Below are 24,452 nucleotides of genomic sequence, written 5' to 3' on the forward strand. Positions count from 1 at the left end.
GGTGACTGTACTGCCGCGCGGGGCGGAGTGGCACGCGGTGCCGAAGTGAGTTGCGGCGGGCGCGGGAAGGACGGCGTCAGAGTTCGACTGCCCCCATCAGGAAGGAGCGATCGCGGTTGGGGTCAAGTGCTCGAGCGCTGAGAGCGGTGACGCCGACGCCGAGAAGCTCCTCGAGGCGGGCTTCGAACGCCCCGAGGCTGAGCAACGTGGCCGTCGGGAGTGGGTCTACGAGAAGGTCAAGGTCGCTGGACTCGCTTGCCGTCCCGCGAGCCACGGAGCCGATGACGGTGACCGCACGGAACTCGTGCTCCCGAGCGAGACGGAGGATCTCGTGACGATGCGCCAGCACGTCGTCGAGTGTCATCTCAGGCGACCCGCCCGGCGAAGAGCTTCGGCGGCCAGCAATTCGAGATCCTCCCGGCCATCGACGAGCGCGGGGGAATCCTCTCCCAGCACCTCGATGGCCAGTGCGACGATTTGCTCGGGAGTCGTGAGGTCGAGCTGCTGGATCAGCGCCGTGACGTCTGCGTAGTCCTTTCGTGCGTATCTCGCCATCTTCATCGCCAGGAGCGCCCGGGGCGATGCGAGCCGAAGCGCGCGGCCCCTGAGCGTGACGGTGACGAAGTGGCGCGGGTCGTCGGTGTCGAAAGCGATGAAGGGGCGAGCGTTCTCGTTGATCCACTGCGAACTCAGCCCGTGCTCCTCCGCCATCGCCTGCGCGATCGCTTGGATCCGGTCGAATGGGCGGAAGAGTCCGTCGACGTCGGGGGTGAGCTGATCACGGCCTAGCTGCAGCGCCATGGCGGCCCCGCCCACGAGGAAGATGTCGGCGTCGACACCTGCGTCGTCGGCACGCTCCAACAGTTCGGCGAGGAGGCCCTCGATCTCGTCGCCAGTCAGCTGACGGTAGACGTGACTCAAGCGATGCTCCAGTCCTCAGCGCGCGACAAGAGGTTCTTCTGACGGAACACCTCCGGTGTGCGCGCGCGAAGCCACTCGCGGAATCGCGGACTGGGCTCGAAGCCCAGAGCGGTCTCGGTGGGCAGTGCGGGCGCGTTGAGCATCCAGGGAGGAGCCGCGCGCCCGGTGCTCTGAAGCGCGTACGCGAACCCCGTGGCCAGGAAGGTCGACCACATCAGGGGCAGGTCCGCCGTCTTCGGAGCGGCGACCGCCCACGCTGGCGGCTCAACGCCCGGATGCTCGTCGAGATAGCGGATCAGTCGACCCACCGACTCAGCGAGGTCGCGGGCCGCTCCATCGATGTCGCCGCGGCCTAGCTGCTCTGCGATCGAACGGGCTGCGGTCTCTGGCGCGATCAGCTCAGACTGGGGCCCGGCGGCGGCGTTCACCTCCCAACCCGTGGCCTCGAGAAGCGCGTGCATCGTCGACCAGGTCGGGTCGAGTCTTCCGCCCTCGATGCGGCTGATCGTCGACTGCGCGATGGCGGCTCGCCGAGCGAGTGCGGCCTGGCTGAGCCCGGCGGATCGACGGGCGCGGAGGAGCGTCCCTGCGGGCTGAATCAACGGAACCTCCTATGCGTATACGCATAAGAGTGTAGAGAGGTTCGAGGATTGAGGCAATGCCGCGCTCTGCGTTCACTCGTGCGGACGCGCTGTCCGGTCGATGTCGGTGGTGGCCGTTAGCGTGAGCCCATGTTCCTCCTCCCCAGGCCCGATGGCGGGCGGATGCTCGTCACCTCGGCGAGCGACCTGACGAGCGCCGCGGGCTGCGAGTTCGGCTTCGGCCGCACGGTCGACGCCCTGCTCGGCCGCATCGCGAAGGTCGAGGAGGCCACCGACGCGATGATGCAGCGCACGATCGAGATGGGCCACGCCCACGAGGCGCGGCTCGTCGACCGCTACCGGCAATCGGGCACGCTCGTCGACATCCCGCGCGCCGACGCGATGACCGCGGAGGCCTACCTCGAGCGCCAGGCCGAGACGGTGGCCGCCCTCCGCGCCCGCACCGACATGGTCACGCAGGGCACGTTCTTCGACCCCGAGCACGGCCCTGACCTCGCCGACAACCTCGGGCTCGCGTTCATCGGCTTCGCCGACTTCCTCGAGCACCGCGGCGACGGCGTCTACCGCGTGCTCGACAGCAAGCTCGCCCGCAAGGCGAAGGTCACCGCCCTGCTGCAGCTCGCCGCCTACGCCGACCAGCTGCAGCGGCTCGGAGTGCCCGTCGACGACGAGACCGGGCTGATCCTCGGAACCGGCGCCACGAGCATCCACCGCCTCATCGACATCGCCCCCGTGCACCGCCGCCAGCGCGCCCGCATGCACGCCCTTCTGCGCGAGCGCGTCGGCGCCGACGCGGTGCTGCCCTGGCGCGCTGCCGATGTCGCGCACTGCGGGAAGTGCGCCTGGTGCGAAGCGGCCATCGTCGAGCACGACGACGTCTGGCAGGTCGCCGGCCTGCGCGGCCAGCAGTGGAGCCGCCTCGGCGCCGCCGGCATCACGACCGTGCGCGAGCTGGCCGACTCCACCGGCCCCATCGACGGGATGCCCGCCCGCACGCTCGAGGGGCTCCGACTCCAGGCGCGCCTGCAGGCCGCCGCAGCCGCGCAGGGCGCAGGCTCCCCGCCCCCCGTCGAGCTCGTGGATGCTGCCGCCCTCGCCGCGCTGCCCCCGCCGAGCGCCGGTGACCTCTACTTCGACTTCGAAGGCGACCCGCTCTACACCGAGGGCGACCCGGCTCGCTGGGGCATCGACTACCTCTTCGGCATGGTCGACGCCAACGACGTCTTCACCCCGTACTGGGCGCACACCTTCGCCGACGAGCGGGATGCCCTCATCGCCTTCCTCGATGACGTGCAGCAGCGACGAGCCGCCCACCCCGACCTGCACATCTACCACTACGCGGCCTACGAGCGCACCCACCTGCGCCAGCTCGCCGCCCGCCACGGCGTCGGCGAGCAGATCGTCGACGAGCTCCTCCGCGACGGCGTGCTCGTCGACCTGTACACGGTCGTCAAGCGCGCGTTCCGCATCGGGTCGGCGAGCTACTCGATCAAGAAGCTCGAGCCGCTCTACTGGCCCGAGTCGCGTGAGGGAGCAGCGGTCGCCGCCGGAGGTGACTCGGTCGCCGAGTACGTGCGCGCTCGCGAACTGCGCGAGAACGGTCAGGAGGCTGAGGCGCAGGCGATCATCGACGACATCGCCGAGTACAACCGCGTCGACTGCGTCAGCACGCGCAAGCTCGCCGATTGGCTTCGCGCCTACCCGCGCGGGGGTGGGGGAGAGGGCGACGGCCCCGGCGGGGATGGCGAGGGGCCCGAGAGTGACGACCCGGGCGATGGCGGCGACGGCTCGACGCTCGACGACGCGCCGCCCGAGCGTGAGATCGAGGCCTCGCCGCTCCACGACGACCTCATCGCCCTCGCCGCCCGACCCGACGGCTCGTATGGCGTCGAGCCCGACCGCACGCCCGAAGAGCGGCTGTACCACTACGCCGCCGCCGCGATCGACTACCACCGGCGCGAGCACAAGACCTTCTGGTGGGAGCACTTCGACCGCCTCGCCAGCGCCGCCGACGAGTGGGCCGACACGCGCGACGTCTTCCTCGTCGACCCCGACGGCGCCCACACCCAGACCGACTGGGGCAAGAGCGGCAAGCAGCGCTCGCTCCGCCGGCACGTGCGCCTCGTCGGCGAGTGGGCGCCCGGTTCACGCGTGAGCGTCAGCACGCGCACCGGACCGTTCGCTGTGTACGAGCATCCCGCCCCGCTGCCGCTCAACCGGCGCGACCCGCGATCGCGCCCCGCCCGCGGCATCGCCCTCACCGGCGCCGACGACGACAGCGTCGTCATCACCGAGACGCTCGCGACCGACCCCGCCACCGGCCAACCCGTCGACCCCTATGACGACCTGCCGATCGCGCTCACGCCCGGCCCGCCGCCCGACCCCGGCAAGCAGAAGCCCGCCATCGAGGAATGGGGCGCCGCGCTCGTCGCCTCCGCCCCCTCACTGCCGCGCGACGCCGTCGTCGACCTGCTCCTGCGGCGACCGCCCGTCACCGCGAGCGGTGGGCCGCTCGCCGCCGTCGAGGACGACGCCGACGGCGAGCCCGACCGCATCAGCGCCGTCGTCGCGAGCCTGCTCGACCTCCACGACTCCTACCTCGCCGTGCAGGGCCCGCCCGGCACCGGCAAGACCTACCTCGGCTCGCGCGTCATCGCCCGCCTCGCCGCCGACCACGGATGGCGCATCGGCGTCGTCGCGCAAGGCCACGCCACCGTCGAGCACATGCTCGACACCGTCGTCGCCGCCGGACTCCCGCCCGCCCAGGTCGCCAAGGCCGCGCGAGCGGGGGAGGACCACGCCGAGAGCACCGCCCTGCGGCGCTACACCTTGCTGCCCAACGGCTCGAAGTCGCTCGGCGCCTACGCCGCCGGTCAGACCGGCGGCTACGTCATCGGCGGAACGGCGTGGGACTTCAGCGACGCCAACCGTGTCGGCCGCCGCGAGCTCGACCTGCTCGTCGTCGACGAAGCCGGCCAGTACTCCCTCGCCGCCACCATCGCCGCCTCCATGAGCGCCCGACGGCTGCTCCTCCTCGGCGACCCGCAGCAGCTGCCCCAGGTCAGCCAGGGCACTCACCCGGAACCCATCGACGGCAGCGCGCTCGGCTACCTCAGTTCCGGCCACGACGTCCTCCCGCCCGAGCTCGGATACTTCCTCGCCGAGACCCGCCGCGTGCATCCCGCCCTCGCCGCCGTCGTCAGCGACCTCTCGTACGAAGGGCGCCTCCACGCGCACCCCGCCGCCTCCCGCCGGCACCTCGACGGCGTGCCGCCCGGCCTCCACGCCGTCCCCGTCGAGCACAGCGGCAACGACACCGAATCGACAGAGGAAGCCGCCGCGGTCGTCGACCTCATCGACCGCCTCATCGGCACCACGTGGAGCCCCGACGACCGCGACACGCCCGCCGGCCAGACCCGCCCCCTCGAGGCCCGCGACGTCATCGTCGTCACCCCCTACAACGCGCAAGTGCACACCCTGCGCCTCGCCCTCGACGCCGCCGGGCACCGCGAGACGCGCGTCGGCACCGTCGACAAGTTCCAGGGCCAGGAAGCCGCGATCGCGATCGTCAGCCTCGCCGCCTCCAACCCCGGCGACGCGCCCCGCGGCATGGAATTCCTCCTCAACCGCAACCGGCTCAACGTCGCCATCTCACGCGCCCAATGGGCCGCCTACCTTGTCCACTCGCCCGCCCTCGCCGACCACCTGCCGCACACCCCTGCCGGCGTCGCCGAGCTCAGCGCCTTCCTCCGCGTGCTCGACGCCGGCAGCTGACGCACTGGGCAGGCGCAGGCCGCCCCCAACCGAGCCCGACAGCCCGCGCGCCTCCGCGCCCGCACCCCGACCGCGACGGAGAATCACCCCATGTACAGCCCCGACTTCGGACTCATGACCGGCCTCTTCCTGCCCGTCATCCTCGCCGTCGTCAGCACCGCGATCACGCTCCTGCTGCTCTACGGCATCATCCGCGTCGGCGTCTCCCGCGGCATGCGCGACTACCACCGCTGGGCCCAGAACCAGCCGCCCCGCGGCGGCGCCACCGGCTACTACGGCCCCATCACCCCGCAGCGCCCCGCGCCGCCGCACACCGATCCGCCGCGAACCGACCCGCAGTCGCCCGCCGCCTGACCCGACCGTCAGGCCGCGTCACGGAGCACGGCCTACCTCACCCGCACGGGCTCCCGCAGCGCGATCATCACCTCGTTGCGGCGCAGGAAGCCCGGCTTCCACGGCGGGTCGAAGCGCGCGAAGGTGACCTCGCCCGACGGCATGAGGCCCTCCCGGCGCATCGCGTCCTCCAGCGCACGTGCCTGCTCCGCCATCCGCCGCTCACTCCACGAGCCACTGAATCGGCGAACCGCCATGTCGTGCTCAGCGACCGCGCGCGCACGCAGACGACCGCTCCGCGGCTCGGGAACGGACGCCGCATCCATCGCCGCCGGCATCACGAACGCCACCCGGTGCTCCCCGGCCTCCGATGACTGCTGCAGCACGGGCGCCGTCATCGCGATGCTCCGCCCGGCGCTGTTGTCGCCCGAGATGAAGCGGAACAGCGGCCCGAACGCGCGATTGCCCGCCGAGCCGAAGTCGCCGCGCTCCACGCACTCGACGACGGCGAACTCCGGGTAGCGGCGCACCTCGAAGTCGCCGAACCGCCTCACCACCGCGTAGTCGAGCTCCTCGGTCATGCCCTGACGGTAGACCCGTCATGGCCGGAGCGACAGGCCCCCGACTAGCGCTCCTGCACCTCGTCCACGTCGTCCGGCTCCTGATCCGACACGAGCGCCTCGTGGTTCTCCTCACGGCCCTCCGCGATGTGGGCGAGCCGGGTCAGGGTCTCCCGATTGCGCACCGAGAGCAGAGCATCCGCCACCGGAGACGGCACCAGCCGCCCCGGGCCGCGCACCGCGAACTCGACCAGCCGCACCACGCAGCCCGAGCCGCGCGGCTTCACATCGATCTCCACCCGCGCCTCGCCGAGCGGCCACCCCGCCGGCTGCATCACCGCGCGCCGCGGGGGATCCCACTCGACCATCTCCGTCCGGTCGTCGATCACGAGCGGCCACAGCCCGAACGAGTGATGCAGCTTCGACCCGACCTCCGGCCACGCGCCGTCGACGTCGCGCATCCGCGACGCCCCGACCACCCAGGTCGGGAACACCCAGGCATCCGCCAGCACCCCGAACACCGCCTCGGGCGAGCAGTGCATCTCACGAACGGTGACCGACATCACGCACCTCCCGGCGCCGGCGCCGTCCCAACCGGATCTCCCGTGCCCAGATACGGGTGCATCTTGTAGCCGAACTCGTGCTTGAGCGCCGACCGCGCCGCGTAGTAGCCCGCGAGACCGTGCACCCCCGGCCCGGGCGGCGTCGCCGACGAGCACAGGTAGACGCCCTTCGCGGGCGTGCGCCACGGATCGGTCGACAGCACCGGGCGAGCCACGAGCTGCGCGAACGTCGGCTCGCCGACCGCGATGTCGCCGCCGAGGTAGTTCGCGTTCTGCTGCTGCATCTGCGCCGCCGTCCGGCTCGAGGATGCCCGGATCAGCTCCCGGAAGCCCGGCGCGAACCGCTCGATCTGGGCGATGATCGCCTCCTCGCGATCGACCGTCGACCCGTGCGGCACGTGCGTGTACGCCCACAGAGTGTGCTGGCCCTCGGGCGCCCGGCTCGGGTCGATGACGCTCGGCTGCGCGACGAGCACGTACGGGCTCTCCGGGTGCCCGCCTGCGGCGACCTCCGCCTCGCCCGCGGCGATCTCCTCGCGCGAGCCGCCGACGTGCAGGGTCGGGGTCGTGCGCAGCTCCTCGTTCATCCACGGCACCGGGCCGCTGAGCGCGAAGTCGACCTTCGCGACGCCGTTGCCGTACTCGTAGCCCTCGAGCCGGTCGCGGTACCGCGCGGGCAGACGCTCGCCGACGATGCGCGACAGCGCGCGCGGGCTCGTGTCGAACAGCACCGCGCGGGCGGCGGGCAGCTCGCGGATGTCGCCGACCTCCGCACCCGTGACGATCGACCCGCCGTGGGCGCGCAGATCGTCGGCGAGGGCATCCGTGATCGCCTGCGACCCGCCCGCCGGGATCGGCCAGCCGCGCGCGTGCGCCGTCGTGCCGAGCGCGAGGGCGGCACCCGCGGTCGACAGGCTCGGCATCGGCTGGATCGAGTGGGCCGCGAGCCCCGACAGCATCGCCGGGCCCACGTCCTCCGAGAAGCGCAGGTTCCACGACGGCAGGCCCTGCTCGATTGCGCGCAGCCCGAACCGCAGCGTCGTGAGCGGGTGGCGCGGCAGCTGGAGCAGCGGCGAGCCGGTGAGCTGCGCGATGTGGTGCGCGTTCTCCACGAGCGGGCCGAACAGCTGGCGCCACGCCGGGCCGTCGGCGCCGAGCGCCTCGGCCGTGCGCTCGAGGTCGCGGTAGGCGAGCCCCGCCCCTCCGCCGTCGAGGGGATGCCCGTACGAGATCTCCGGGACGAGCATCCGGATGCGCTTGGCGAGCTCGAATCGCCGGAAGAAGCCCGACGACAGCGCGAGCGGATGCACCGCCGAGCCGAGGTCGTGCGTGAAGCCGGGGATGGTCAGTGCGCCGCTGCGGGCGCCGCCGCCGATCGTCGACGCGCGCTCGAGCACCATGACCTCGAGGCCCGCGCGGGCGAGCGTCACCGCCGCGGCGAGACCGTTGGGGCCCGAGCCGACGACGATCGCGTCGGGAGTGCCGGGGCCGGTCGCGCGCGCATCGTCCATGACTCGACCCTAGGCCGGTGCGCCCCGTGCGGCGCAAGCCCCTGCGCCTCTGTCGGAGCGAGGGGCCAGAATGACGGGATGCTCGAGCGAACCGGTGGGGTGATCCGCGACTACGGCTTCGTCGCGCGCAGCCGCTGGCGATCCATCCGCATCGGCTCCACGCCGCCCGACCCGGGCACGGGGCTCGCCGCGCCCGTCCTGCTGATCCCCGGGGTGTTCGAGACCTGGCACTACCTGGAGGCGATCGGCGACCGCCTCGCCGCCGAGGGGCACCCCGTGCACTTCCTCCAGCGGCTCGGGCTCAACCGGAACCCGATCGAGGAGACCGCCTCGCTCGTGCGCGAGCACCTCGAGGAGCTCGACCTGCGCGACGTCGTCATCGTCGGGCACTCCAAGGGCGGGCTCATCGGCAAGCAGCTCATGACGGTCGAGGACCACGAGGAGCGCATCGCGCGACTCATCGCGATCAACACGCCCTTCCCGGGCAGCCCGCTCGCGCGCTACGCGATCTCCGCGTGGCGCGAGTTCGCGCCCGAGCGGCCCGTGATCCGCTCGCTCGCGCAGGCGACCGAGGTCAACGGGCGCATCGTGTCGATCTTCAGCGCCTTCGACCAGTACATCCCCGGCTCGAGCCGCCTGGAGGGCGCGACGAACGTGCAGCTGCCGCTCGTCGGCCACTTCCGCGTGCTGGAGCACCCGCTCGTGCTCGACGAGGTCGCGCGCTGGGCGGCCGAGCCGCGGCACTGATCCGCGGCACCGAGCCGCGGCACTGATCCGCTCGGGCCGCAGCGGCCCGGGGGCCTCGACCTACTCGGCGGGGGCCGCCGCGAGCTGCGTCGTCCACTCCACCGAGGAGGGGCCGGTGACCGTCACGGTCGACAGTCCCACGACGCCGAGGTCGTCGCGCGCCTCGCACGTGAAGGTCTGACCGAGCCCGAACAGGATGCCGTCGGGGCAGGCGACCGTCGCCGTGACGCCCTGCGTCGCGAGATCCTGCGCGATGAGCGACTCGACCATCCGCAGCTGCTCGCCCGTCGCGACCGAGGGCAGCAGCACGACCGCAGCGGCGGTCGCGGCGCCGGCGACGATCGAGAGAGCGAGATTCACCCACGCCGGAGCCTGACCGCCCGGCGCGCGGCGCAGCACGATCGCCCGCACGCCGAGGTAGACGAGCGGGCCGAGCAGCGCCCAGACGGCGGACGGGCGATTCGCGTGACCGGAGCTCGCGAGCGCGCGCGCGTCGAGCGCCGCGAGCAGGACCGTCAGCACGATGGCGACGACGCCGAGCACGAGCGGCGCGAACGGGGCGACGGCCGCGGGCAGCAGCGCAAGAGCGCCGGCGATCGCACCGCCGACGGGCGTGAGCACCGGGGCGAGGGCGGGCACCGCGAGTGCGATCCGGTCGGCGAGCACGAGCGCGGCGACGATGAGGCCGACGAGCGGCGAGAGCGCGAGCATCCACGCGGCGCCCGTCGATGCGCGCCCCGCGCGCTGCGGAGGCGTCGCGACCGATCCGGGCCAGCCGCGGCCCATCGCCCCGAAGTCGGCCGAGCCCGGCTCGCCCGAGGCGGGCTGCGCGAACGAGCGGCCGCGCGCCGGAGCGGACGCGTCGGCCTCAGCCTGGGCGAACGGCGGGGCGACGCGGGCCGCACCGGCCGTGACCGGAGCGGCGGCGGTTCCGGGCTCGGGCGGCGGGGCCATCGCGAGCAGCGAGTCGAAGCCGGTCGCGCCGGCGGTCGTGGCGGCCGAGACGGGTGCGGGAGCCGCGGGCGCTGCGGCGACGGGTGCTGCGACAGGCCCGCCCGGCGCGGCGAGCGACGGATGCGCGGTCGCGGTCGCGCGCGCGGCCTGCGGCGCGATGCGCTGCGGCCCGGTGAGCCCGGCCAGCGGTGAGCGGGCCGGCTCGACGAGCCCGCCCGCGCCCGGCGCCGACGGCGCGAGCGCCTCGAACTCGGGGGCGACGGTAGGCGCGGAGGGGATGGAGACGGAGAGCTCGACCTGGAGCACGGTCGCCGACATCGGGTAGTCGACGGGCACGCCGTGCGGCGCGGCGTCGGCCGGGTCGCCCGCGAGCGAGGTCTGCGCGGTGGACGTTCCGAAGGCGCTCGACGGCGTCGTCACCACGACCGGGGGCTGCGCCGCGAGGGCGGCGGCGATGAGCGGGTCGACCCCGGGCGCGGTCGCGGCGGCGGCGGTCGCGGCGCGCGCCGTGGCACGCGCTCCGCGCGGGCGCGCGGCGATCGCTGCGGCGATCTCCTCCGGGGTCGGCGCGGCGGACGCGGTGGGCTCGGGCGTCACGTCGGCGACGGGGGCGGCCTCGGCCGCGGGCACGACCTCGTGGGCCGGGGCGACCGGCGCCTCCGCACCGGGCGGCGGGATGGTGGGTGCCGGAGAGGGCGGGACGACGGAGGCGCGGGGCGCGGCGGCCGCGGCCGTTCCGGCCTCGGCGAGACGTTCGGCGACGGTCGCTTCGGGTGCGACGGTCGTCGTGGTCGCCTCGGGCGCGGCGGTGGCCGGTTCGACGAGCACGGTGCCGGAGGCCTCGAGCTCGCGGCGCTGGCGGCGGCTCAGCACGAGCTCACCGCCGCCGGAGCTCGACGGCGCCGCGCCGCCGCCGGAGCCGGAGGGGCCGGAACCGCTGGAGCCCCCGTCGAGGAAGGCCGAGGTCGAGTGCTGCCCCGTGACGAAGTCGACGGGGGAGACGGGGGCGGGCTCGCCCGCATCCTGGAGGCGCTGCACGATGTCGACCGGGTCCATGCCGACGCCGATCGGGCCGGGCTGACCGAGCGAGACGGGAGTGACGGGGCGCGACATGTCCTGAGCGAGCGGCTCGGCATGAGCGGGGCCGAGGGCCTGGACGTGCTCGGTCCACGCACTGCCGTCCCACCAGCGAGCGAATCCGGGCCCCCCGGCGTCGGGGTACCACCCCGCGGGCGGCAGTGCGCTCCCCGTCATCGACTCAGTCATCGTGTTCCCCCCGGAATCACCTGTGCACGCAGCACAGCTTCAGGCGAGTCTAGGTCGGGGAAAACGCCGGTCATACCCCCGTAAGCGGGGGACACGGCGGCGGGCGGCGCGTGCTAGCCGGGCTGCTCCTGCTTCGGGGGAGCGGCGGCGTCGGTGCGCTCGTCGGCGCCGTCGCGGCGCTCCTCGAGCGACTCTGGCTCGCCCTCCGGTGAGCCCTCGATCGGACCGCCGGCGGCCGCCGACGCCGAGCCCTCGTTCGGCCCCCGCTCGTCCTGGTCGGGAGCGACGTGCCCCTCGTCGAGCACCTGCTCGCCGGCGACGATGTCGCCGGAGTCGGGGTTGCGGCTCTCGATGTCGTGGGCGACGGGGTCGTCGCTTCCGTGGCGGTCGGTCTGAGCATCCATGTCATGCGCCTTCGTCTGGATCGTGGGAGCGGTCAGGGGGCGGACGATCGGGGGAGTAGGACGCGGGCGCCCCCCTGATCGGAGGGAGGGGCGCCCGCAGCCGCAACGCTGTCAGCCCTGATGTCGTCGCGGCTCATCGACCCGGTGGGGCTCCAGCCTCCGCCGAGCCGGTTCGTTGATCGCCGGCCGCGCATCCGTCACAGATGTTCGCGCCGGAGGATGCACCGCCCTCCGAGTCGCGCACCGCGGCCGGCGATCGCCTGCTCAGCGGTCGGTGGTCCCGCCGCTGCGCTCGTCCGCGTCGTCGGCCTGGTCGGAGAGCCCCGTGGACTCGTCGCCGTAGCCGCCGGTCGCGTTCTGCCCGTCGAGCGGGTCGGCGGAGACTCCGCCGCCGCTCGTGACCTGGTCGCCGGGAACGCCGACGGGCTCGTCGGGGCTCGGCGAGAGGTGCTGGTCGTCGTGGTGCTGCGACTCGTCGCCGTGGTGGGTCATGAGTGCGCTCCGCCGTGGCCGTCGTGGCCGGGCTGGTTGCCGGGAACGCCGCCGCCCGCCTGTCCCTCGTCGAAGTTGTTCTCGACGCCGTCGTCGGCCTGGCCGGTGAGCGTCTGGCCCTCGTCGTAGTCGTTGGGCGTGGTCAGCAGGCCCGCCTGCGCGGAGTCGTCGATGCCCGGGATGGGCTCGTCCTCGCCGGCGGCGTCCATGTCGTCGTGGATCACCTCGTCGGCGCGGGGCTGGTCGGTGCCGGTCGGATGCCCGGTCGCGACGTCGGCGGACTGGCCCTCCTGGCCCTGCCCGGCGCCGAAGTCGCCCTCCGCACCCGGGTTCTGGCCCATCGTGGTGTCGTCCTGATGGATGTCGTGCTCGCTCATCGCGGTCTCCTTACATCTCGGGGGAACGACCCCACTCAACCCCTCAGGAGGCTCTCGGGGAAGGGGGTAGACATCCGGCCGCGGAGCGCCCTACGGGCGGGCGCGGTGGGGGAGGATGGAGCCATGCCCGCCCCCGTCGCCGCCGCCGTCGACCTCGACCCGCCGAGCGGGGTGCTGAGCGCGAAGCTGCCGCCCGCCCTCGGCGTGGCGATCTCCGCCGTCGTCCTCTACGGCTTCTTCGACGCGCCGTTCCGTCCGCTCGGCTACGCCGTGCTCGTCGTGTCGCTCGTCGCCGCGCTCCTCGTCGACCGCGCGCTCTTCCGCGACCTGCTGCTCATCGGCATCGGCATCACGATCGTGAGCCTCGTGAGCGTCGAGGCCGACATCAGCTGGCTCAACATCGTCCTGCTCGGCACGGTGTTCACGGCGGCGGTGCTCGTGCCGTTCCTCGTCGACCGCTTCGTGTACCGGCGGAGGGCCATCCGCTTCCCCTGGCGCAGCGGCCGGAGGTGGACGCGCGGCGAGAGGGTCTACCTCGTCGCGACCCCGGCGCTCGGCTGGCTCATCCTGCCGTTCTACTTCCTCACCTCCGGCGTCTACCGGAACTGGCCCGACGTCGAGACGCCGAGCGAGATCGGCCGGCTCTTCGTCGGCGTCAACGCCGTCGGCACCTGGGACGAGCTGTTCTTCATCTGCACCTGCTACGCCCTGCTGCTGCGCCACTTCCGGCCGTGGCTGGCGAACATCCTGCAGGCGATCATCTTCGTGAGCTTCCTGTGGGAGCTCGGCTACCAGGCGTGGGGTCCGCTCCTGACGATCCCGTTCGCGCTCGTGCAGGGGATGCTCTTCCACCGCACGAGGAGCCTCACGTTCGTCCTCATCGTGCACCTGCTGTTCGACCTCGTCGTGTTCCTCGTGATCGTGCACGCGCACGACCCGGCGGCGCTCCCGATCTTCCTGTACTGACCGGTTCGGCAGGGCGCGGCTGACAGACTGGGGGCGATGACCTCCCTCATGGATGCGATGCCCCGGCCCTTCGAGGCGGGCGCCGCGTTCGACGCGATCGCCGCATGGTCGGCCGCGGGCGGGCGACCGCTCTACGAGGCGCAGGAGGAGGCGATCTTCGAGCTCGTCGCCGGAGCCCACGTCATCCTCGCCACCCCCACCGGGTCGGGCAAGAGCCTCGTCGCCGTCGCCGCCCACGCGATCGCGCTCGCGCAGGGGCAGAGGTCGTACTACACCGCGCCGATCAAGGCGCTCGTGAGCGAGAAGTTCTTCCAGCTCGTCGAGATCTTCGGCGCCGATAACGTCGGCATGGTCACGGGCGACTCCGCCGTCAACGGCGACGCCCCGATCATCTGCTGCACCGCTGAGATCGTCGCGAACCTGACGCTGCGCCAGGGCGCCGACCTCGAGGCCGGGCTCGTCGTCATGGACGAGTTCCACTACTACGCCGAGCCCGAGCGCGGGTGGGCGTGGCAGGTGCCGCTCCTCACGCTCACGGGCGCGCAGTTCCTCCTCATGAGCGCGACGCTCGGCGACATGAGCGCGATCGCCGACGACCTGCACCGCCGCACCGAGCGCCCCGTGAGCGAGGTCACGCACACCGAGCGGCCCATCCCGCTGAGCTTCGAGTACGTGCGCACCCCCGTGCACGAGACCGTCGAGCGGCTGCTCGACGAGAGGCAGGCGCCGGTCTACGTCGTCCACTTCAGCCAGGCCGCGGCGATGGAGCGCGCGCAGGCCCTGTCGAGCATCCGCATCGTCAGTCGGGAGCAGCGCGACGAGATCGCTGCCGCGATCGGCGACTTCCGATTCTCGACGGGCTTCGGCTCGACGCTCAGCCGCCTCGTGCGCGCGGGCATCGGCGTGCACCACGCCGGCATGCTGCCGAAGTACCGCCGCCTCGTCGAGGTGCTCGCCCAGCGCGGGCTGCTGCGCGTCATCTGCGGCACCGACACGCTCGGGGTCGGCATCAACGTGCCCATCCGCACGGTGCTCATCACCGCGCTCAGCAAGTACGACGGCGTGAAGACGCGGCAGCTGAGCGCGCGCGAGTTCCACCAGATCGCGGGCCGCGCCGGGCGGGCGGGCTACGACACCTCGGGGCTCGTCGTCGTGCAGGCGCCCGACCACGAGATCGAGAACCACCTCGCCACGACCAAGGCGGGCGACGACCCGAAGAAGAGGAAGAAGATCGTCCGGAAGTCGGCGCCCGCCGGCTTCGTGACGTGGAGCGAGACGAGCTTCGAGCGCCTCGTCGGCGGCGCGCCCGAACCGCTCGAGAGCCGCATGCAGGTGAGCGCGGCGATGCTCATCAACCTGATCGCGCGCGGGGGAGACGTCCTCGGCAGCGCCCGTGCGCTGCTCACCGACAACCACGAGCCGCCGCACCGGCAGCGCGAGCTCGTGAAGCGCGCCCTCGGCATCGCGAAGACCCTCGTGCGCGCCGGCGTCGTGGTGATCGACCGCGACGGCGCCGACGGTGCCGAAGGCAGAGAGCGCGAGCCGCGCATCCGCCTCACGGTCGACCTGCAGCCCAACTTCGCTCTCAACCAGCCGCTCAGCCCGTTCGCGCTCGCCGTCATCGAGCTGCTCGACCCCGCCGAGACGCAGGCGGCGGGCCGTGACGCGACGGGCTCGCACACGGGCGGCATCGGCACGGGCCACTACGCGCTCGACGTCGTGAGCGTGATCGAGTCCACGCTCGAGAACCCGCGCCCGGTGCTCAGCCAGCAGCAGTTCAAGGCGCGCGGCGAGGCCGTCGCGGGCATGAAGGCCGACGGCATCGAATACGAGCAGCGCATGGAGCTGCTCGACGAGGTCGAGCACCCGCAGCCCCTCGGCGAGCTGCTGCGCGAGGCGTTCGAGACGTTCGCGGCGAGCCAGCCGTGGATCCGCGACGTCGAGCTCAAGCCCAAGAGCGTCGTGCGCGACATGTTCGAGCGCGCGATGACGTTCAGCGAGTACGTCTCCTTCTACGGCATCGCGCGAAGCGAGGGCCTGCTGCTGCGCTACCTCTCCGACGCCGACCGCGCCATCAGGCAGACGGTGCCCGACGAGGCGAAGACCGAGGAGCTGCGCGACATCATCGCCTGGCTCGGCGAGCTCGTGCGCCAGGTCGACTCGAGCCTGCTCGACGAGTGGGAGGCGCTGTCGAACCCGCAGCCCGAGGGCGATGAGCCGGTCATCCCGCCCGCGCCGCCGTCGGTGCTCACCAACCGCCGCGCGTTCCTGGTGCTCGTGCGCAACGAGCTCTTCCGGCGGGTGCAGCTCGCAGCCCTGCAGCGCGACGACGAGCTCGAGGCGCTCGACCCGCAGGCGGCGTGGCCCGACGCGCTCGACGCCTATTACGCCGACCACGAGAGCATCGGCACCGCGGGGAACGCGCGCAGCGCATCCCTCATCAGAATCGATGAGACCCCGACGGATGCCCCCGGCACATGGCGCGTCCGTCAGGTCATCGACGACCCCGCCGGCGACCACGACTGGGGCATCGACGCGGTCGTCGACCTCGCCGCCAGCGCCGAGCAGGGCGTCGCGGTCGTGCGGGTCGAGGGGCTGAATCGGCTGTAGCCCGGGCGCGCGCTCGAGCGCCCTGCCGGGTCGCTAACCGGCCTCGGCCTCGAGCCGTCCGAGCATCGACCACACGGTGCGCGTGAGCGGCGGGTGGTCGAGGGCGATCTGACGCAGCATGCGGTAGTCGCGAGCGGCGCTCGGGCGGCGCTCGTCGTCCTCGCGGATGAGCTCGGCGCGGAGCATCCACACCACGAGCTCGTCGACGGTCGGGAGCTCGTCCATGAAGTCCCACGGGTCCTCGCCGTCGCGCAGGCGCTCCATCACGACGGTCTGCAGCTCGTCGTGAGCCTCCGCGCGCAGCACCTCGAGGCTCGCGCCGCGCCGGCGCTCATGCCGGGAGGGCCAGGAGGAACGACTCACCCCTCGAGCCTAGGACGGCTCGAGGGGTGAGCTCGAAGCGGGGGATGCGCCGGGCGCGTCGGGGGGACGCGCGCCTGCGCGTTCTTCGGGGAGTGGCCGGGCGCGTCGGGGGGACGCCGCGCCCGGGGCCTCAGCCGAGCAGGCTCGGCACGGTGATGAGGTTCGGCAGGGCGGCGAGCGTCTCGGGCGAGACGAACCACCAGGCGCCGACGACCGCGGCCTGCACGAGCACCCAGGAGAACAGCGGCCACGGAGCGGACCCCGTCGCGCGCGAGACCTGGACGCCGCGCACGGCGAGGTACACCGGGGGAGCGATGAGCGCGAGACCCCACGGCGCCGTCGACAGGTGGCCGTCGTCGCCGAGCGCCCGGGCGTCGCGCGCAGCGAGCGCCGCGTAGAGCACGAAGGGCAGCGCCAGCAGCATGAGCACGCTCGACAGCGGGGCCGCCTCGGGGAGGCCCGTGATCGCGTAGTACAGCGAGGCCGCGTGCATGATCGGCAGGAGCGCGAAGAGCCACACCGCGCTCGTGTTGACGCGCGAGGCGAACGTGTCGGCCATGCGCGGGCGGGCGACCGGGGCGACGTAGGCGTCCTGGAACTCGGCGGGCACCACGTCGGAGAGCACGATGTCGGGCGAGAACACCGTCGCGGCGGAGACGCGGGGCAGCTCGTCCCACGTCGGGCTCGAGGCCGTGACGATCGTGTGCAGCGGCATGGACTCGGCGATCCGCGCCGACTCGCGCGCCGTGGGCGTCGCGGCTGAGCCGTGGATCATGACCGGGCCGGTCGACGACTGCACGACGGTCTCGACGACCTCGCTGAGAACGGCGACGGGCGCGGTGTACTCGGTCCACTTGTCGCCGTCCCACCAGCGACGCTCGGAGCCGGTTCGGCTCAGCGGATCCGGGTACCAGCCCGCGGGTACGCGGGACGGTGCGGTGATGCTCATGACTTCCCCCAGGTGTCGTACCGGTCCCCCGACCGGTGTGGAACCCGTCCTCGCACGGGTGTGCGAGGCGCTGTCGCGACGTTTCGGGTCCCACGCGACGTGTGCTGCAGATATTCGGTTGTGCCGTGCTGTGCTGCGGTGTTGCGGTGGGCCTCGGATGCGTCTGCAGCGTGACGCGGCCCGGTCTCATCACTCGGTGAGGCTGTACACGCCCCAGTCGTCGACCTGCCAGGTGATCCAGCCGTTGGCGCGCTGGAGGCTGACGGTGACCACGAAGGTCGTCCCATCGGCGTTGACCGCGGGGCAGCGGTACTGCTGGCCGATGAAGAGCGGCGGGGTGCCCGAGCAGGTGACCTCGGCGGCGGTGCCGATGCTGCGGGCGTTCAGCTCGATCGAGTTCGACGCTTCGTCGGCGAACAGCTGCGGCACGGCCGAGATCAGCAGGCCGGGAACCGCGACGATCGCGCCGACCTGCAGCCCCACGAGGAGGAGGAAGACGGCGGCGGGCGCGAAGCCGGCGCCCGAGTAGCGAGCGAGACTGACGGCGCGCATGATCAGGTAGACGGGCGCTCCGATGATCGACCACCACCAGCCGGCGGGGCGGTCGATGCCGCGCCGCTTCAGCGACCGCTGGTCGAAGTACGCGAGCGCGATGACGACGGGGATCGGCGCGAGCCAGATCGCCGTGATGATCGGCAGGTCGAGTCCGCTCGTGAACGCGGCCACGACGAGCAGGCTCAGCAGCAGCTGCACCATCGGCAGCAGCGCGATCGCCCAGGCGGCACCGGTGTGCACGTGCGGGACGGGTCCGGCGGCACCGGGCATCATCCCTCCGCGCCGCATGGCGGCGACGGGCGACTCGGCGACGTACGGCACGTACTGCGGAGCGCCCGGAACGGAGCCCCAGCCGGCGGCGCTGCCGGTGCCGGGCGCAGAGCCGTAGCGGGCGGCCGAGGGATGCTGCGGCGCGGAATCCTGGAAGAGCGCGTGCTGGGCGTAGTACGGGCTCCCACCCCACTGCTCCTGCGGGTGGGGGGCGGAGGTCTGGGCGGCCGAGTAGTGGCCGGCCGACTGCGCCGAGCGCGGGTCGCCGCCGTAGGGCTGCCACCCGCCGTGCGAGGGGGCGCCGGGCACGGAGCCGGGCGAGGAGTGGTTGACGGCGCTCGCGGCCGACACGGGGCCGGGCGCGTTCGCGGGCTGCTGCTCGCGGGGCTCCTGCATCGGGATCCACTGCGCGTCGCGCATCGCGGACTCGCTCGTGGGGATGTCGAAGCCGGGGTTCGCAGCCGGACGCGGGGCCTCGGTGCGAGGGGCGGACTGCTGAGGCGCCGGCTGCGCCGACTGCGCGGCCGGCTGCGGCGCGGCCGTCTGCTCGGTGGCGAAGGGCGGCGGGGTCGTGGTGGCCTGCGGCGTGAACGGGGCGGGCTCGGAGGCGGCGAAGGGGTCGGCCGCGAACGGGTCAGCGCCGAAGGCGGGCGCGGCGGTGAACGACTGCGGGCTCGAGAACTCGGGCTCGGGCGCGATGAGCGGCTCGACGACGGGCTCGACGACGGGCTCGGGCGCGAAGGACGGGGCGGCGATGTCGGGCTCGACGAGAGCGGGCATCGAGACGGTCGTCGGCGCGGGAAGTGCCTTGAGAACGTGCGCGAGCGGGCGGTCGTCGATGGTCTCGCCGGCATCGGTTGCCGACTCGGCGCTGCGGCGCGCGCGGCGCGTGGGCAGCTCGTCATCGTCGGCGAAGGTCGTGGGCGCGGGCTGGGCGACCATGGGCTGGCGGGCATCGGAGACGTGCTCGGTCCAGGCGTGGTTGTCCCACCACCGCAGCTGCGGCAGACCGAGCGGGTCGGGGTACCACCCCGCAGGCACCCGCCCGTATTCGTCCTCCGACACCGTTCTGCCCCCTCATCAGGCCGGACCCCGAGGCCGGCTGGGTTCAGTGTATGGGTCGGTCGGCTCGGAAAGGGAGGGTCCGTCAGCCCCCAGAGTGGGTGTACCCCTGTCGGGGGGCACCGGGTGACGGAGTCGCCGACGGCGGCCCGGGCAGCGGGGTCGCCGCGTCATCGAGCCGGCGTCGTGCCCGCTCGGCGCGCCCCGGCACGCGCACGAGCGCCGGACCATCGACCCACGAGGTCGCGACCCGGAGACCGTGCAGCGCGCTGAGCACCCACAGCTCGCAGCCGTCCAGATCGTGCGGGCGGGCATCCGTCGCCTCGATGACGGCGCCGTCGGCCGCGGCCGCCGCGAGAAGGATGCCCGCGGTCACGCTCGGGATCCTCTCGAGCCTCGCGCTCGGGTGCACGAGAGCGCCGTCGGGCCGCACCCACACGAGGCCCGAGTAGGCGCCCTCGACGATGAGTCCCTCGGGGGAGAGGATGATCGCCTCGCCCGCCCCGAGCGGCTGGACGGCCGTGCGGAGCCGCTGCAGCGCGTCGAGGTCGGGGCCCTTGACCCGCGGCCGCGTGCGCGGATCGTGGGGAGCGGTCGCGACGACGACCTCCTCCGCGGTGGGCGGCGTGGGGCGCAGACGCAGGCTCAGCCCGGTCGCGGCGCCGAGGGCGGGGACGGTCGGCGCGGTCGGGGCGGGGATGCCGCGGGCGCGGAGCTCCACGCGGGGGAACCAGTCGCCCGTCCGGGGCAGCGCGGCGACGACCTCGTCGAAGAACGCCCCGCCGTCGGAGCGGAACGGCGCGATCGCGGCGAGGAAGCGGGCGCGGTGCCGGTCGACCCCGCGCACGCGACCGTCGACGACGCGCCAGGAGTCGGCCGCGAGCAGGGGCCCCGCGTGCACGTCGCACCAGTCGACGGCTGTCCAGACGTCGTCCGGCGCCGCGCCCCCGCGCCAGTGTCGGAGCCCCTCCTCGGGGTGCTCGGCGCTCGCGCTCATAGGATCAGCGTATGCGTCACGGGCTCCTGCGGCACCGACTCGCGCCCGCGACCGGCACGGCGACTGCGTCCGAGCTCGCCGAGCGCATTCTGCTCGCCCTCGTCGCGGACGACCCCGCCGCCGACCTCGTCTGGCTCGACTCCGGCGTCGGAGCCCGCACCGGCCGCTCCTTCCTCTCCGCCGACGGGGAGCGCGTCGTGCTCGACGCCGATGCTCCCGTCCTCCCGCAGCTGCGCGCGACCCTCGCCACGATGCGCGGCGCGGACCGCGCGAGCGCGCCCGAGCCCGCGCCTGCGCCCGCGGCGCCCGCCGCCCCGGCCCCGCCGCTCGGCCTGGTCGGCTGGTTCGGGTACGAGCTCCGCGACGAGACGATGGGGATGCCCGCCCCCGCGACGCCGCCCGCCCACCGGGCATCGTGGCTGGCCGTCGATCGCGGCCTCGTGATCGACCACGCTGCGGAGTCGCTCGAGCTCGTGGCGCTCGACGCCGACGGCGAGGGCTGGAGCGGCGAGCTCGAAGTGTGGCGGCAGCGCATGGTCGCGCTCGTCGACGACGCACGCCGGGCATCCGCCCCGCCCGTCTCGGACCCGCCGCCGCGCGCCGCCCGCTGGCGCCACGACGACGCGCATTACGCGGAGCTCGTGCGTCGGTGCCAGGAGGCGATCCGCGAGGGGGAGGCGTACCAGCTGTGCCTCACCTCGGGCGCGACGGTCGACGACCCGGGTGACGCGATCGAGCTCTACCGGCGCGTGCGCCGGGCGAGCCCCGCGCATCACGGCGCCCTGCTGCGCATCGGCGCGGCGACGCTCGTGAGCGCGAGCCCCGAGACCTTCCTGCGCGTCGAGCTCGATGCGGGCGGCGGGCTGCGCGCCCGCACGCGCCCCATCAAGGGCACTCGCCCGCGCGGCTCCGACCTCGCCGCCGACGCCGCGCTCGTCGCCGAGCTCGAGGCGAGCGAGAAGGAGCGCGCCGAGAACCTCATGATCGTCGACCTCATGCGCAACGATCTCTCGCGCGTGAGCGAGCTCGGCTCCGTCGTCGTGACCGGGCTCCTGGAGGTCGAGTCGTACGCCCAGGTGCACCAGCTCGTCTCGACGGTCGAGGGGCGGCTGCGCGCAGGGCTCGACGCGCTCGACGCCGTCGCCGCGTGCTTCCCCGCCGGCTCGATGACGGGAGCCCCGAAGCGGCGCGCGATCGAGCTCCTCGCGAGCTGGGAGGGGGCGCCGCGCGGCGTCTACTCCGGCGCGTTCGGCTACCTCGCCGCCGACGGCGCGGCCGACCTCGCGATGGTGATCCGCAGCATCCTCATCGCCGACGGGGTCGCGACGCTCGGCGCGGGCGGCGGCATCACCGCGCTGAGCGACCCCGAGGCGGAGGTCGCCGAGATGCGCCTGAAGGCCCGGTCTCTCGAGCGCGCCCTCGGCGTGCGCGATGAGGCGGATGCCCCGCCCGAGTTCCCCGTCGGCCCCCAGTAAGCTCGGACGAGTGACCGAGAACCGCCCGAACGACGCCCGAGCCGCCGCCGACCGCACCCCTGACGACCGCGCCGAGAACGACTACGACTTCCGGCGCATCGAGGCGCACTGGACCCCGATCTGGGACGACCTCGAGCCCTTCTCGGTCGACGACCCGACCGACGCCCGGCCGCGGAAGTACGTGCTCGACATGTTCCCGTATCCCTCGGGCGACCTGCACATGGGCCATGCGGAGGTCTACGCGCTCGGCGACGTCGTCGCGCGGTACTGGCGCCAGCAGGGCTTCCAGGTGCTGCACCCCATCGGGTGGGACAGCTTCGGGCTCCCCGCCGAGAACGCCGCCATCAAGCGCGGCGTCGACCCGCGCGGCTGGACGTACGACAACATCGCCCAGCAGAGGGCCTCCATGAAGAGGTACGCCGCGTCGTTCGACTGGACGCGCGTGCTGCACACCTCCGACCCCGAGTACTACCGCTGGAACCAGTGGCTGTTCCTGAAGATGTACGAGAAGGGGCTCGCCTACCGCAAGGACAGCTGGGTCAACTGGGACCCGGTCGACCAGACGGTCCTCGCCAACGAGCAGGTGCTGCCCGACGGGACCTCCGAGCGCTCGGGCGCCGTCGTGGTGAAGAAGAAGCTCACGCAGTGGTACTTCGCGATCACCGACTACGCCGACCGCCTGCTCGATGACCTGAACCAGCTCGAGGGCTCCTGGCCCTCGAAGGTCCTGACGATGCAGCGCAACTGGATCGGCCGCTCGGTCGGCGCCGACGTCGACTTCGTCATCGAGGGCCACCACAGCCCCGTCACGGTCTTCACGACGCGCCCCGACACGCTCTTCGGCGCGACCTTCATGGTCGTCGCCCCCGACAGCGACCTCGCCGCCGAGCTCGCCGCCGGATCGAGCCCCGAGGTGCGCATGCGCTTCCAGGACTACCTGGAGCAGGTGCAGAAGAAATCGGAGATCGACCGGCAGGACACCTCGCGCGAGAAGACCGGCATCTTCCTCGACCGCTGGGCAGTCAACCCCGTGAGCGGCGAGCGGATCCCCGTGTGGACGGCCGACTACGTGCTCGCCGACTACGGCCACGGAGCCGTCATGGGCGTACCCGCGCACGATCAGCGCGACCTCGACTTCGCGCGGCAGTTCGACCTGCCCGTGCGCGTGGTCGTCGACACCCTCGCGCCCGTCACGGGCGCCATCCCCGTCATCACGCCGGAGATGATGGAGTCCGGCGACATCCCCGAGCTCGACCCGTCGGTCACGGGCGAGGCGCTCACGGGCGACGGCCGCATGATCAACTCCGGTCCCCTCGACGGGCTGTCGAAGTCGAACGCCATCCGGCGCGCGATCGAGCTGCTCGAGGAGCGCGGAACCGGTCGCGCCGCGAAGACCTACCGGCTCCGGGACTGGCTCATCAGCCGGCAGCGGTACTGGGGCACGCCCATCCCCATCATGTACACGGAGGACGGCACCGAGGTGCCCGTCCCGCTGGACGCCCTGCCGGTGCGCCTGCCCGACGCCGAGGGCATGGACATGAAGCCCAAGGGCACCTCGCCGCTCGGCAGCGTCGCCTCGTTCGTCGAGACGACCACGCCCGACGGCCGCCCCGCGCGCCGCGACACCGACACGATGGACACCTTCGTCGACTCGTCGTGGTACTTCCTGCGCTTCCTCTCGCCGACCGACGACACGCAGGCCTTCGACCCGCGCGAGGCCGAGAAGTGGGCGCCCGTCGATCAGTACGTCGGCGGCGTCGAGCACGCGATCCTCCACCTGCTCTATGCGCGCTTCATCACCAAGGTGCTCTTCGACATGGGCTACGTGAGCTTCACCGAGCCGTTCAGCGCGCTGCTGAACCAGGGCATGGTGATCCTCGACGGCGCCAAGATGTCGAAGTCGAAGGGCAACCTCGTCTACTTCACCGAGGAGCTCGACAGCTTCGGCGTCGACGCCGTGCGCCTCACGATGGCGTTCGCCGGCCCGCCGGAGGACGACATCGACTGGCGCGACGTGTCGGTCACGGGCTCTCAGAAGTTCCTCGCGCGGGCCTGGCGGCTCGCCGGCGAGGTCACGTCGCCCGTCGGAGTCGACTTCGCCCAGGGAGACGTGGCTCTGCGCCGCCTGACGCACCGCTTCCTCGCCGAAGTGCCGCCGCTCGTCGAGGCGTTTAAGTTCAACGTCGCCGTCGCGCGCACGATGGAGCTCGTCAACGCCATCCGCAAGGCCGTCGACTCGGGCCCCGGAGCGGGCGACCCCGCCGTGCGCGAGGCCGTCGAGGCCGTCGCGATCGCGCTCTCGCTCTTCGCGCCGTACACGGCGGAGGACATGTGGGCGCGGCTCGGCCACGGCGTCGCTCCGGCGGCCGACGGCAGTGGTGGCGGCTCGACGACCTCGCGCGACGGGCTCGTCGCCTTCGCCGGCTGGCGCAAGCCCGACCCGCTGCTGCTCGTGGAGGACTCGGTCACCGCCGTCGTCCAGGTCGACGGCAAGGTGCGCGACCGTCTGGAGGTCTCCCCCCACATCGGCGGCGACGAGCTCGAGGCGCTCGCTCGCGGGTCGGAGGCGGTCATCCGCTCGATCGGCGACCGCGAGATCGTCAAGGTCATCGTCCGCGCCCCGCGCGTCGTCAACATCGCGACCCGGGGCTGATCCGTCCCCCGGATCGCCGGATCCGGTGCCGCGCCGTCGGGAGGGTGC

21 protein-coding genes and 1 pseudogene are annotated in these 24,452 nt (G+C 73.1%); 7 read left to right on the forward strand and 15 right to left on the reverse strand.

Going from position 1 to position 24,452, the window contains the following annotated elements; all coding sequences use genetic code 11:
* Window positions 1-76: 76 nt before the first annotated feature.
* From ASC54_RS10045 to ASC54_RS13280, 4 genes and pseudogenes are all read right to left on the reverse strand, one after another.
* Window positions 77-364: a nucleotidyltransferase family protein gene (locus tag ASC54_RS10045; protein WP_055860642.1), complete on the reverse strand. Its 288-nt coding sequence runs from the start codon at window positions 362-364 to the stop codon at window positions 77-79.
* Window positions 361-921 (reverse strand): DUF6036 family nucleotidyltransferase, encoded by a 561-nt coding sequence (locus ASC54_RS10050; RefSeq protein ID WP_055898806.1) that lies wholly within the window; start codon window positions 919-921, stop codon window positions 361-363. Before ASC54_RS10050 ends, ASC54_RS10045 begins: the two co-directional genes overlap by 4 nt.
* Window positions 918-1,349 carry a hypothetical protein gene (locus ASC54_RS10055; protein ID WP_235451449.1) on the reverse strand — a complete coding sequence of 144 codons (432 nt, stop codon included), beginning with the start codon at window positions 1,347-1,349 and terminating at the stop codon, window positions 918-920. The genes ASC54_RS10050 and ASC54_RS10055 overlap by 4 nt, the downstream gene beginning before the upstream one ends.
* Before the next feature lie 18 nt (window positions 1,350-1,367).
* Window positions 1,368-1,523, reverse strand: a pseudogene (locus ASC54_RS13280) (helix-turn-helix domain-containing protein); the annotation flags it as partial.
* Window positions 1,524-1,652: 129 nt separating this feature from the next.
* Between ASC54_RS13280 and ASC54_RS10060 the strand changes: the two are divergent.
* Entirely contained in the window at window positions 1,653-5,297 is a 3,645-nt protein-coding gene (locus ASC54_RS10060) for a bifunctional RecB family nuclease/DEAD/DEAH box helicase (RefSeq protein WP_055898813.1), read from the forward strand.
* Window positions 5,298-5,387: 90 nt separating this feature from the next.
* Window positions 5,388-5,651: a hypothetical protein gene (locus ASC54_RS10065; protein WP_055898816.1), complete on the forward strand. Its 264-nt coding sequence runs from the start codon at window positions 5,388-5,390 to the stop codon at window positions 5,649-5,651.
* Between the two features lie 32 nt (window positions 5,652-5,683).
* Here ASC54_RS10065 and ASC54_RS10070 read toward each other — a convergent pair whose 3' ends face one another.
* The 3 genes from ASC54_RS10070 to ASC54_RS10080 are packed head-to-tail and all read right to left on the reverse strand — an operon-like array spanning window position 5,684 to window position 8,264.
* Window positions 5,684-6,211 (reverse strand): heme-binding protein, encoded by a 528-nt coding sequence (locus ASC54_RS10070; protein WP_055898818.1) that lies wholly within the window; start codon window positions 6,209-6,211, stop codon window positions 5,684-5,686.
* 44 nt (window positions 6,212-6,255) lie between these two features.
* Complete coding sequence (locus tag ASC54_RS10075) at window positions 6,256-6,753, reverse strand: SRPBCC family protein (RefSeq protein WP_055898821.1); 498 nt, start codon at window positions 6,751-6,753, stop codon at window positions 6,256-6,258.
* The gene (locus tag ASC54_RS10080) at window positions 6,753-8,264 is read right to left on the reverse strand and encodes an NAD(P)/FAD-dependent oxidoreductase (protein ID WP_055898824.1); all 1,512 of its coding nucleotides are present in this window, start codon (window positions 8,262-8,264) and stop codon (window positions 6,753-6,755) included. Before ASC54_RS10080 ends, ASC54_RS10075 begins: the two co-directional genes overlap by 1 nt.
* A gap of 78 nt (window positions 8,265-8,342) precedes the next feature.
* Here ASC54_RS10080 and ASC54_RS10085 point away from each other — a divergent pair, with 78 nt between their 5' ends.
* Window positions 8,343-9,011, forward strand: a complete 669-nt coding sequence (locus ASC54_RS10085) for an alpha/beta fold hydrolase (RefSeq protein ID WP_055860665.1) — start codon at window positions 8,343-8,345, stop codon at window positions 9,009-9,011.
* Between the two features lie 60 nt (window positions 9,012-9,071).
* Here ASC54_RS10085 and ASC54_RS10090 read toward each other — a convergent pair whose 3' ends face one another.
* From ASC54_RS10090 to ASC54_RS10105, 4 genes are all read right to left on the reverse strand, one after another.
* Window positions 9,072-11,219, reverse strand: a complete 2,148-nt coding sequence (locus tag ASC54_RS10090; RefSeq protein ID WP_055898826.1) for a DUF2510 domain-containing protein — start codon at window positions 11,217-11,219, stop codon at window positions 9,072-9,074.
* A 125-nt stretch (window positions 11,220-11,344) separates the two neighbouring features.
* Window positions 11,345-11,635 (reverse strand): hypothetical protein, encoded by a 291-nt coding sequence (locus ASC54_RS10095; protein ID WP_055860670.1) that lies wholly within the window; start codon window positions 11,633-11,635, stop codon window positions 11,345-11,347.
* Between the two features lie 264 nt (window positions 11,636-11,899).
* Window positions 11,900-12,127 (reverse strand): hypothetical protein, encoded by a 228-nt coding sequence (locus ASC54_RS10100; protein WP_055860673.1) that lies wholly within the window; start codon window positions 12,125-12,127, stop codon window positions 11,900-11,902.
* Complete coding sequence (locus ASC54_RS10105; RefSeq protein ID WP_055898828.1) at window positions 12,124-12,504, reverse strand: hypothetical protein; 381 nt, start codon at window positions 12,502-12,504, stop codon at window positions 12,124-12,126. Before ASC54_RS10105 ends, ASC54_RS10100 begins: the two co-directional genes overlap by 4 nt.
* A 123-nt stretch (window positions 12,505-12,627) precedes the next feature.
* Here ASC54_RS10105 and ASC54_RS10110 point away from each other — a divergent pair, with 123 nt between their 5' ends.
* Together ASC54_RS10110 and ASC54_RS10115 are read left to right on the forward strand one after the other, a co-directional pair.
* Window positions 12,628-13,470: a CPBP family intramembrane glutamic endopeptidase gene (locus ASC54_RS10110; RefSeq protein ID WP_055898830.1), complete on the forward strand. Its 843-nt coding sequence runs from the start codon at window positions 12,628-12,630 to the stop codon at window positions 13,468-13,470.
* A gap of 36 nt (window positions 13,471-13,506) precedes the next feature.
* Window positions 13,507-16,080 (forward strand): RNA helicase, encoded by a 2,574-nt coding sequence (locus tag ASC54_RS10115; RefSeq protein ID WP_055898833.1) that lies wholly within the window; start codon window positions 13,507-13,509, stop codon window positions 16,078-16,080.
* Between the two features lie 33 nt (window positions 16,081-16,113).
* Here the strand turns inward: ASC54_RS10115 and ASC54_RS10120 are convergent, their stop codons facing one another.
* The 4 genes from ASC54_RS10120 to ASC54_RS13000 form a co-directional block, all read right to left on the reverse strand.
* Window positions 16,114-16,443 (reverse strand): hypothetical protein, encoded by a 330-nt coding sequence (locus ASC54_RS10120; protein WP_055898836.1) that lies wholly within the window; start codon window positions 16,441-16,443, stop codon window positions 16,114-16,116.
* Window positions 16,444-16,573: 130 nt separating this feature from the next.
* Window positions 16,574-17,392 (reverse strand): DUF2510 domain-containing protein, encoded by an 819-nt coding sequence (locus ASC54_RS10125; protein WP_055860689.1) that lies wholly within the window; start codon window positions 17,390-17,392, stop codon window positions 16,574-16,576.
* A gap of 189 nt (window positions 17,393-17,581) precedes the next feature.
* Window positions 17,582-19,282: a DUF2510 domain-containing protein gene (locus tag ASC54_RS13085; protein WP_235451450.1), complete on the reverse strand. Its 1,701-nt coding sequence runs from the start codon at window positions 19,280-19,282 to the stop codon at window positions 17,582-17,584.
* 82 nt (window positions 19,283-19,364) lie between these two features.
* Window positions 19,365-20,276, reverse strand: coding sequence for an aminotransferase class IV (locus tag ASC54_RS13000; protein WP_055898842.1), 912 nt, complete (start codon window positions 20,274-20,276; stop codon window positions 19,365-19,367).
* A gap of 11 nt (window positions 20,277-20,287) precedes the next feature.
* Between ASC54_RS13000 and ASC54_RS10140 the strand changes: the two genes are divergently transcribed.
* Both ASC54_RS10140 and leuS read left to right on the forward strand, forming a co-directional pair.
* The gene (locus ASC54_RS10140) at window positions 20,288-21,751 is read left to right on the forward strand and encodes an anthranilate synthase component I family protein (RefSeq protein WP_055898845.1); all 1,464 of its coding nucleotides are present in this window, start codon (window positions 20,288-20,290) and stop codon (window positions 21,749-21,751) included.
* Complete coding sequence (leuS, locus tag ASC54_RS10145) at window positions 21,717-24,404, forward strand: leucine--tRNA ligase (protein WP_082515039.1); 2,688 nt, start codon at window positions 21,717-21,719, stop codon at window positions 24,402-24,404. Before ASC54_RS10140 ends, leuS begins: the two co-directional genes overlap by 35 nt.
* Window positions 24,405-24,452 lie beyond the last annotated feature (48 nt).

It is taken from the genome of Yonghaparkia sp. Root332 (assembly GCF_001425665.1).
Lineage (GTDB): Bacteria > Actinomycetota > Actinomycetes > Actinomycetales > Microbacteriaceae > Microcella.

Bases quoted from the DNA above. Each gene is read 5' to 3' on its own strand.
- ASC54_RS10045 (WP_055860642.1), bottom strand. From the start codon at position 364: ATGACACTCGACGACGTGCTGGCGCATCGTCACGAGATCCTCCGTCTC.
- ASC54_RS10060 (WP_055898813.1), top strand. From the start codon at position 1,653: ATGTTCCTCCTCCCCAGGCCCGATGGCGGGCGGATGCTCGTCACCTCG.
- ASC54_RS10065 (WP_055898816.1), top strand. From the start codon at position 5,388: ATGTACAGCCCCGACTTCGGACTCATGACCGGCCTCTTCCTGCCCGTC.
- ASC54_RS10070 (WP_055898818.1), bottom strand. From the start codon at position 6,211: ATGACCGAGGAGCTCGACTACGCGGTGGTGAGGCGGTTCGGCGACTTC.
- ASC54_RS10075 (WP_055898821.1), bottom strand. From the start codon at position 6,753: ATGTCGGTCACCGTTCGTGAGATGCACTGCTCGCCCGAGGCGGTGTTC.
- ASC54_RS10080 (WP_055898824.1), bottom strand. From the start codon at position 8,264: ATGGACGATGCGCGCGCGACCGGCCCCGGCACTCCCGACGCGATCGTC.
- ASC54_RS10085 (WP_055860665.1), top strand. From the start codon at position 8,343: ATGCTCGAGCGAACCGGTGGGGTGATCCGCGACTACGGCTTCGTCGCG.
- ASC54_RS10090 (WP_055898826.1), bottom strand. From the start codon at position 11,219: ATGACGGGGAGCGCACTGCCGCCCGCGGGGTGGTACCCCGACGCCGGG.
- ASC54_RS10095 (WP_055860670.1), bottom strand. From the start codon at position 11,635: ATGGATGCTCAGACCGACCGCCACGGAAGCGACGACCCCGTCGCCCAC.
- ASC54_RS10100 (WP_055860673.1), bottom strand. From the start codon at position 12,127: ATGACCCACCACGGCGACGAGTCGCAGCACCACGACGACCAGCACCTC.
- ASC54_RS10105 (WP_055898828.1), bottom strand. From the start codon at position 12,504: ATGAGCGAGCACGACATCCATCAGGACGACACCACGATGGGCCAGAAC.
- ASC54_RS10110 (WP_055898830.1), top strand. From the start codon at position 12,628: ATGCCCGCCCCCGTCGCCGCCGCCGTCGACCTCGACCCGCCGAGCGGG.
- ASC54_RS10115 (WP_055898833.1), top strand. From the start codon at position 13,507: ATGACCTCCCTCATGGATGCGATGCCCCGGCCCTTCGAGGCGGGCGCC.
- ASC54_RS10125 (WP_055860689.1), bottom strand. From the start codon at position 17,392: ATGAGCATCACCGCACCGTCCCGCGTACCCGCGGGCTGGTACCCGGAT.
- ASC54_RS13000 (WP_055898842.1), bottom strand. From the start codon at position 20,276: ATGAGCGCGAGCGCCGAGCACCCCGAGGAGGGGCTCCGACACTGGCGC.
- ASC54_RS10140 (WP_055898845.1), top strand. From the start codon at position 20,288: ATGCGTCACGGGCTCCTGCGGCACCGACTCGCGCCCGCGACCGGCACG.
- leuS (WP_082515039.1), top strand. From the start codon at position 21,717: ATGCCCCGCCCGAGTTCCCCGTCGGCCCCCAGTAAGCTCGGACGAGTG.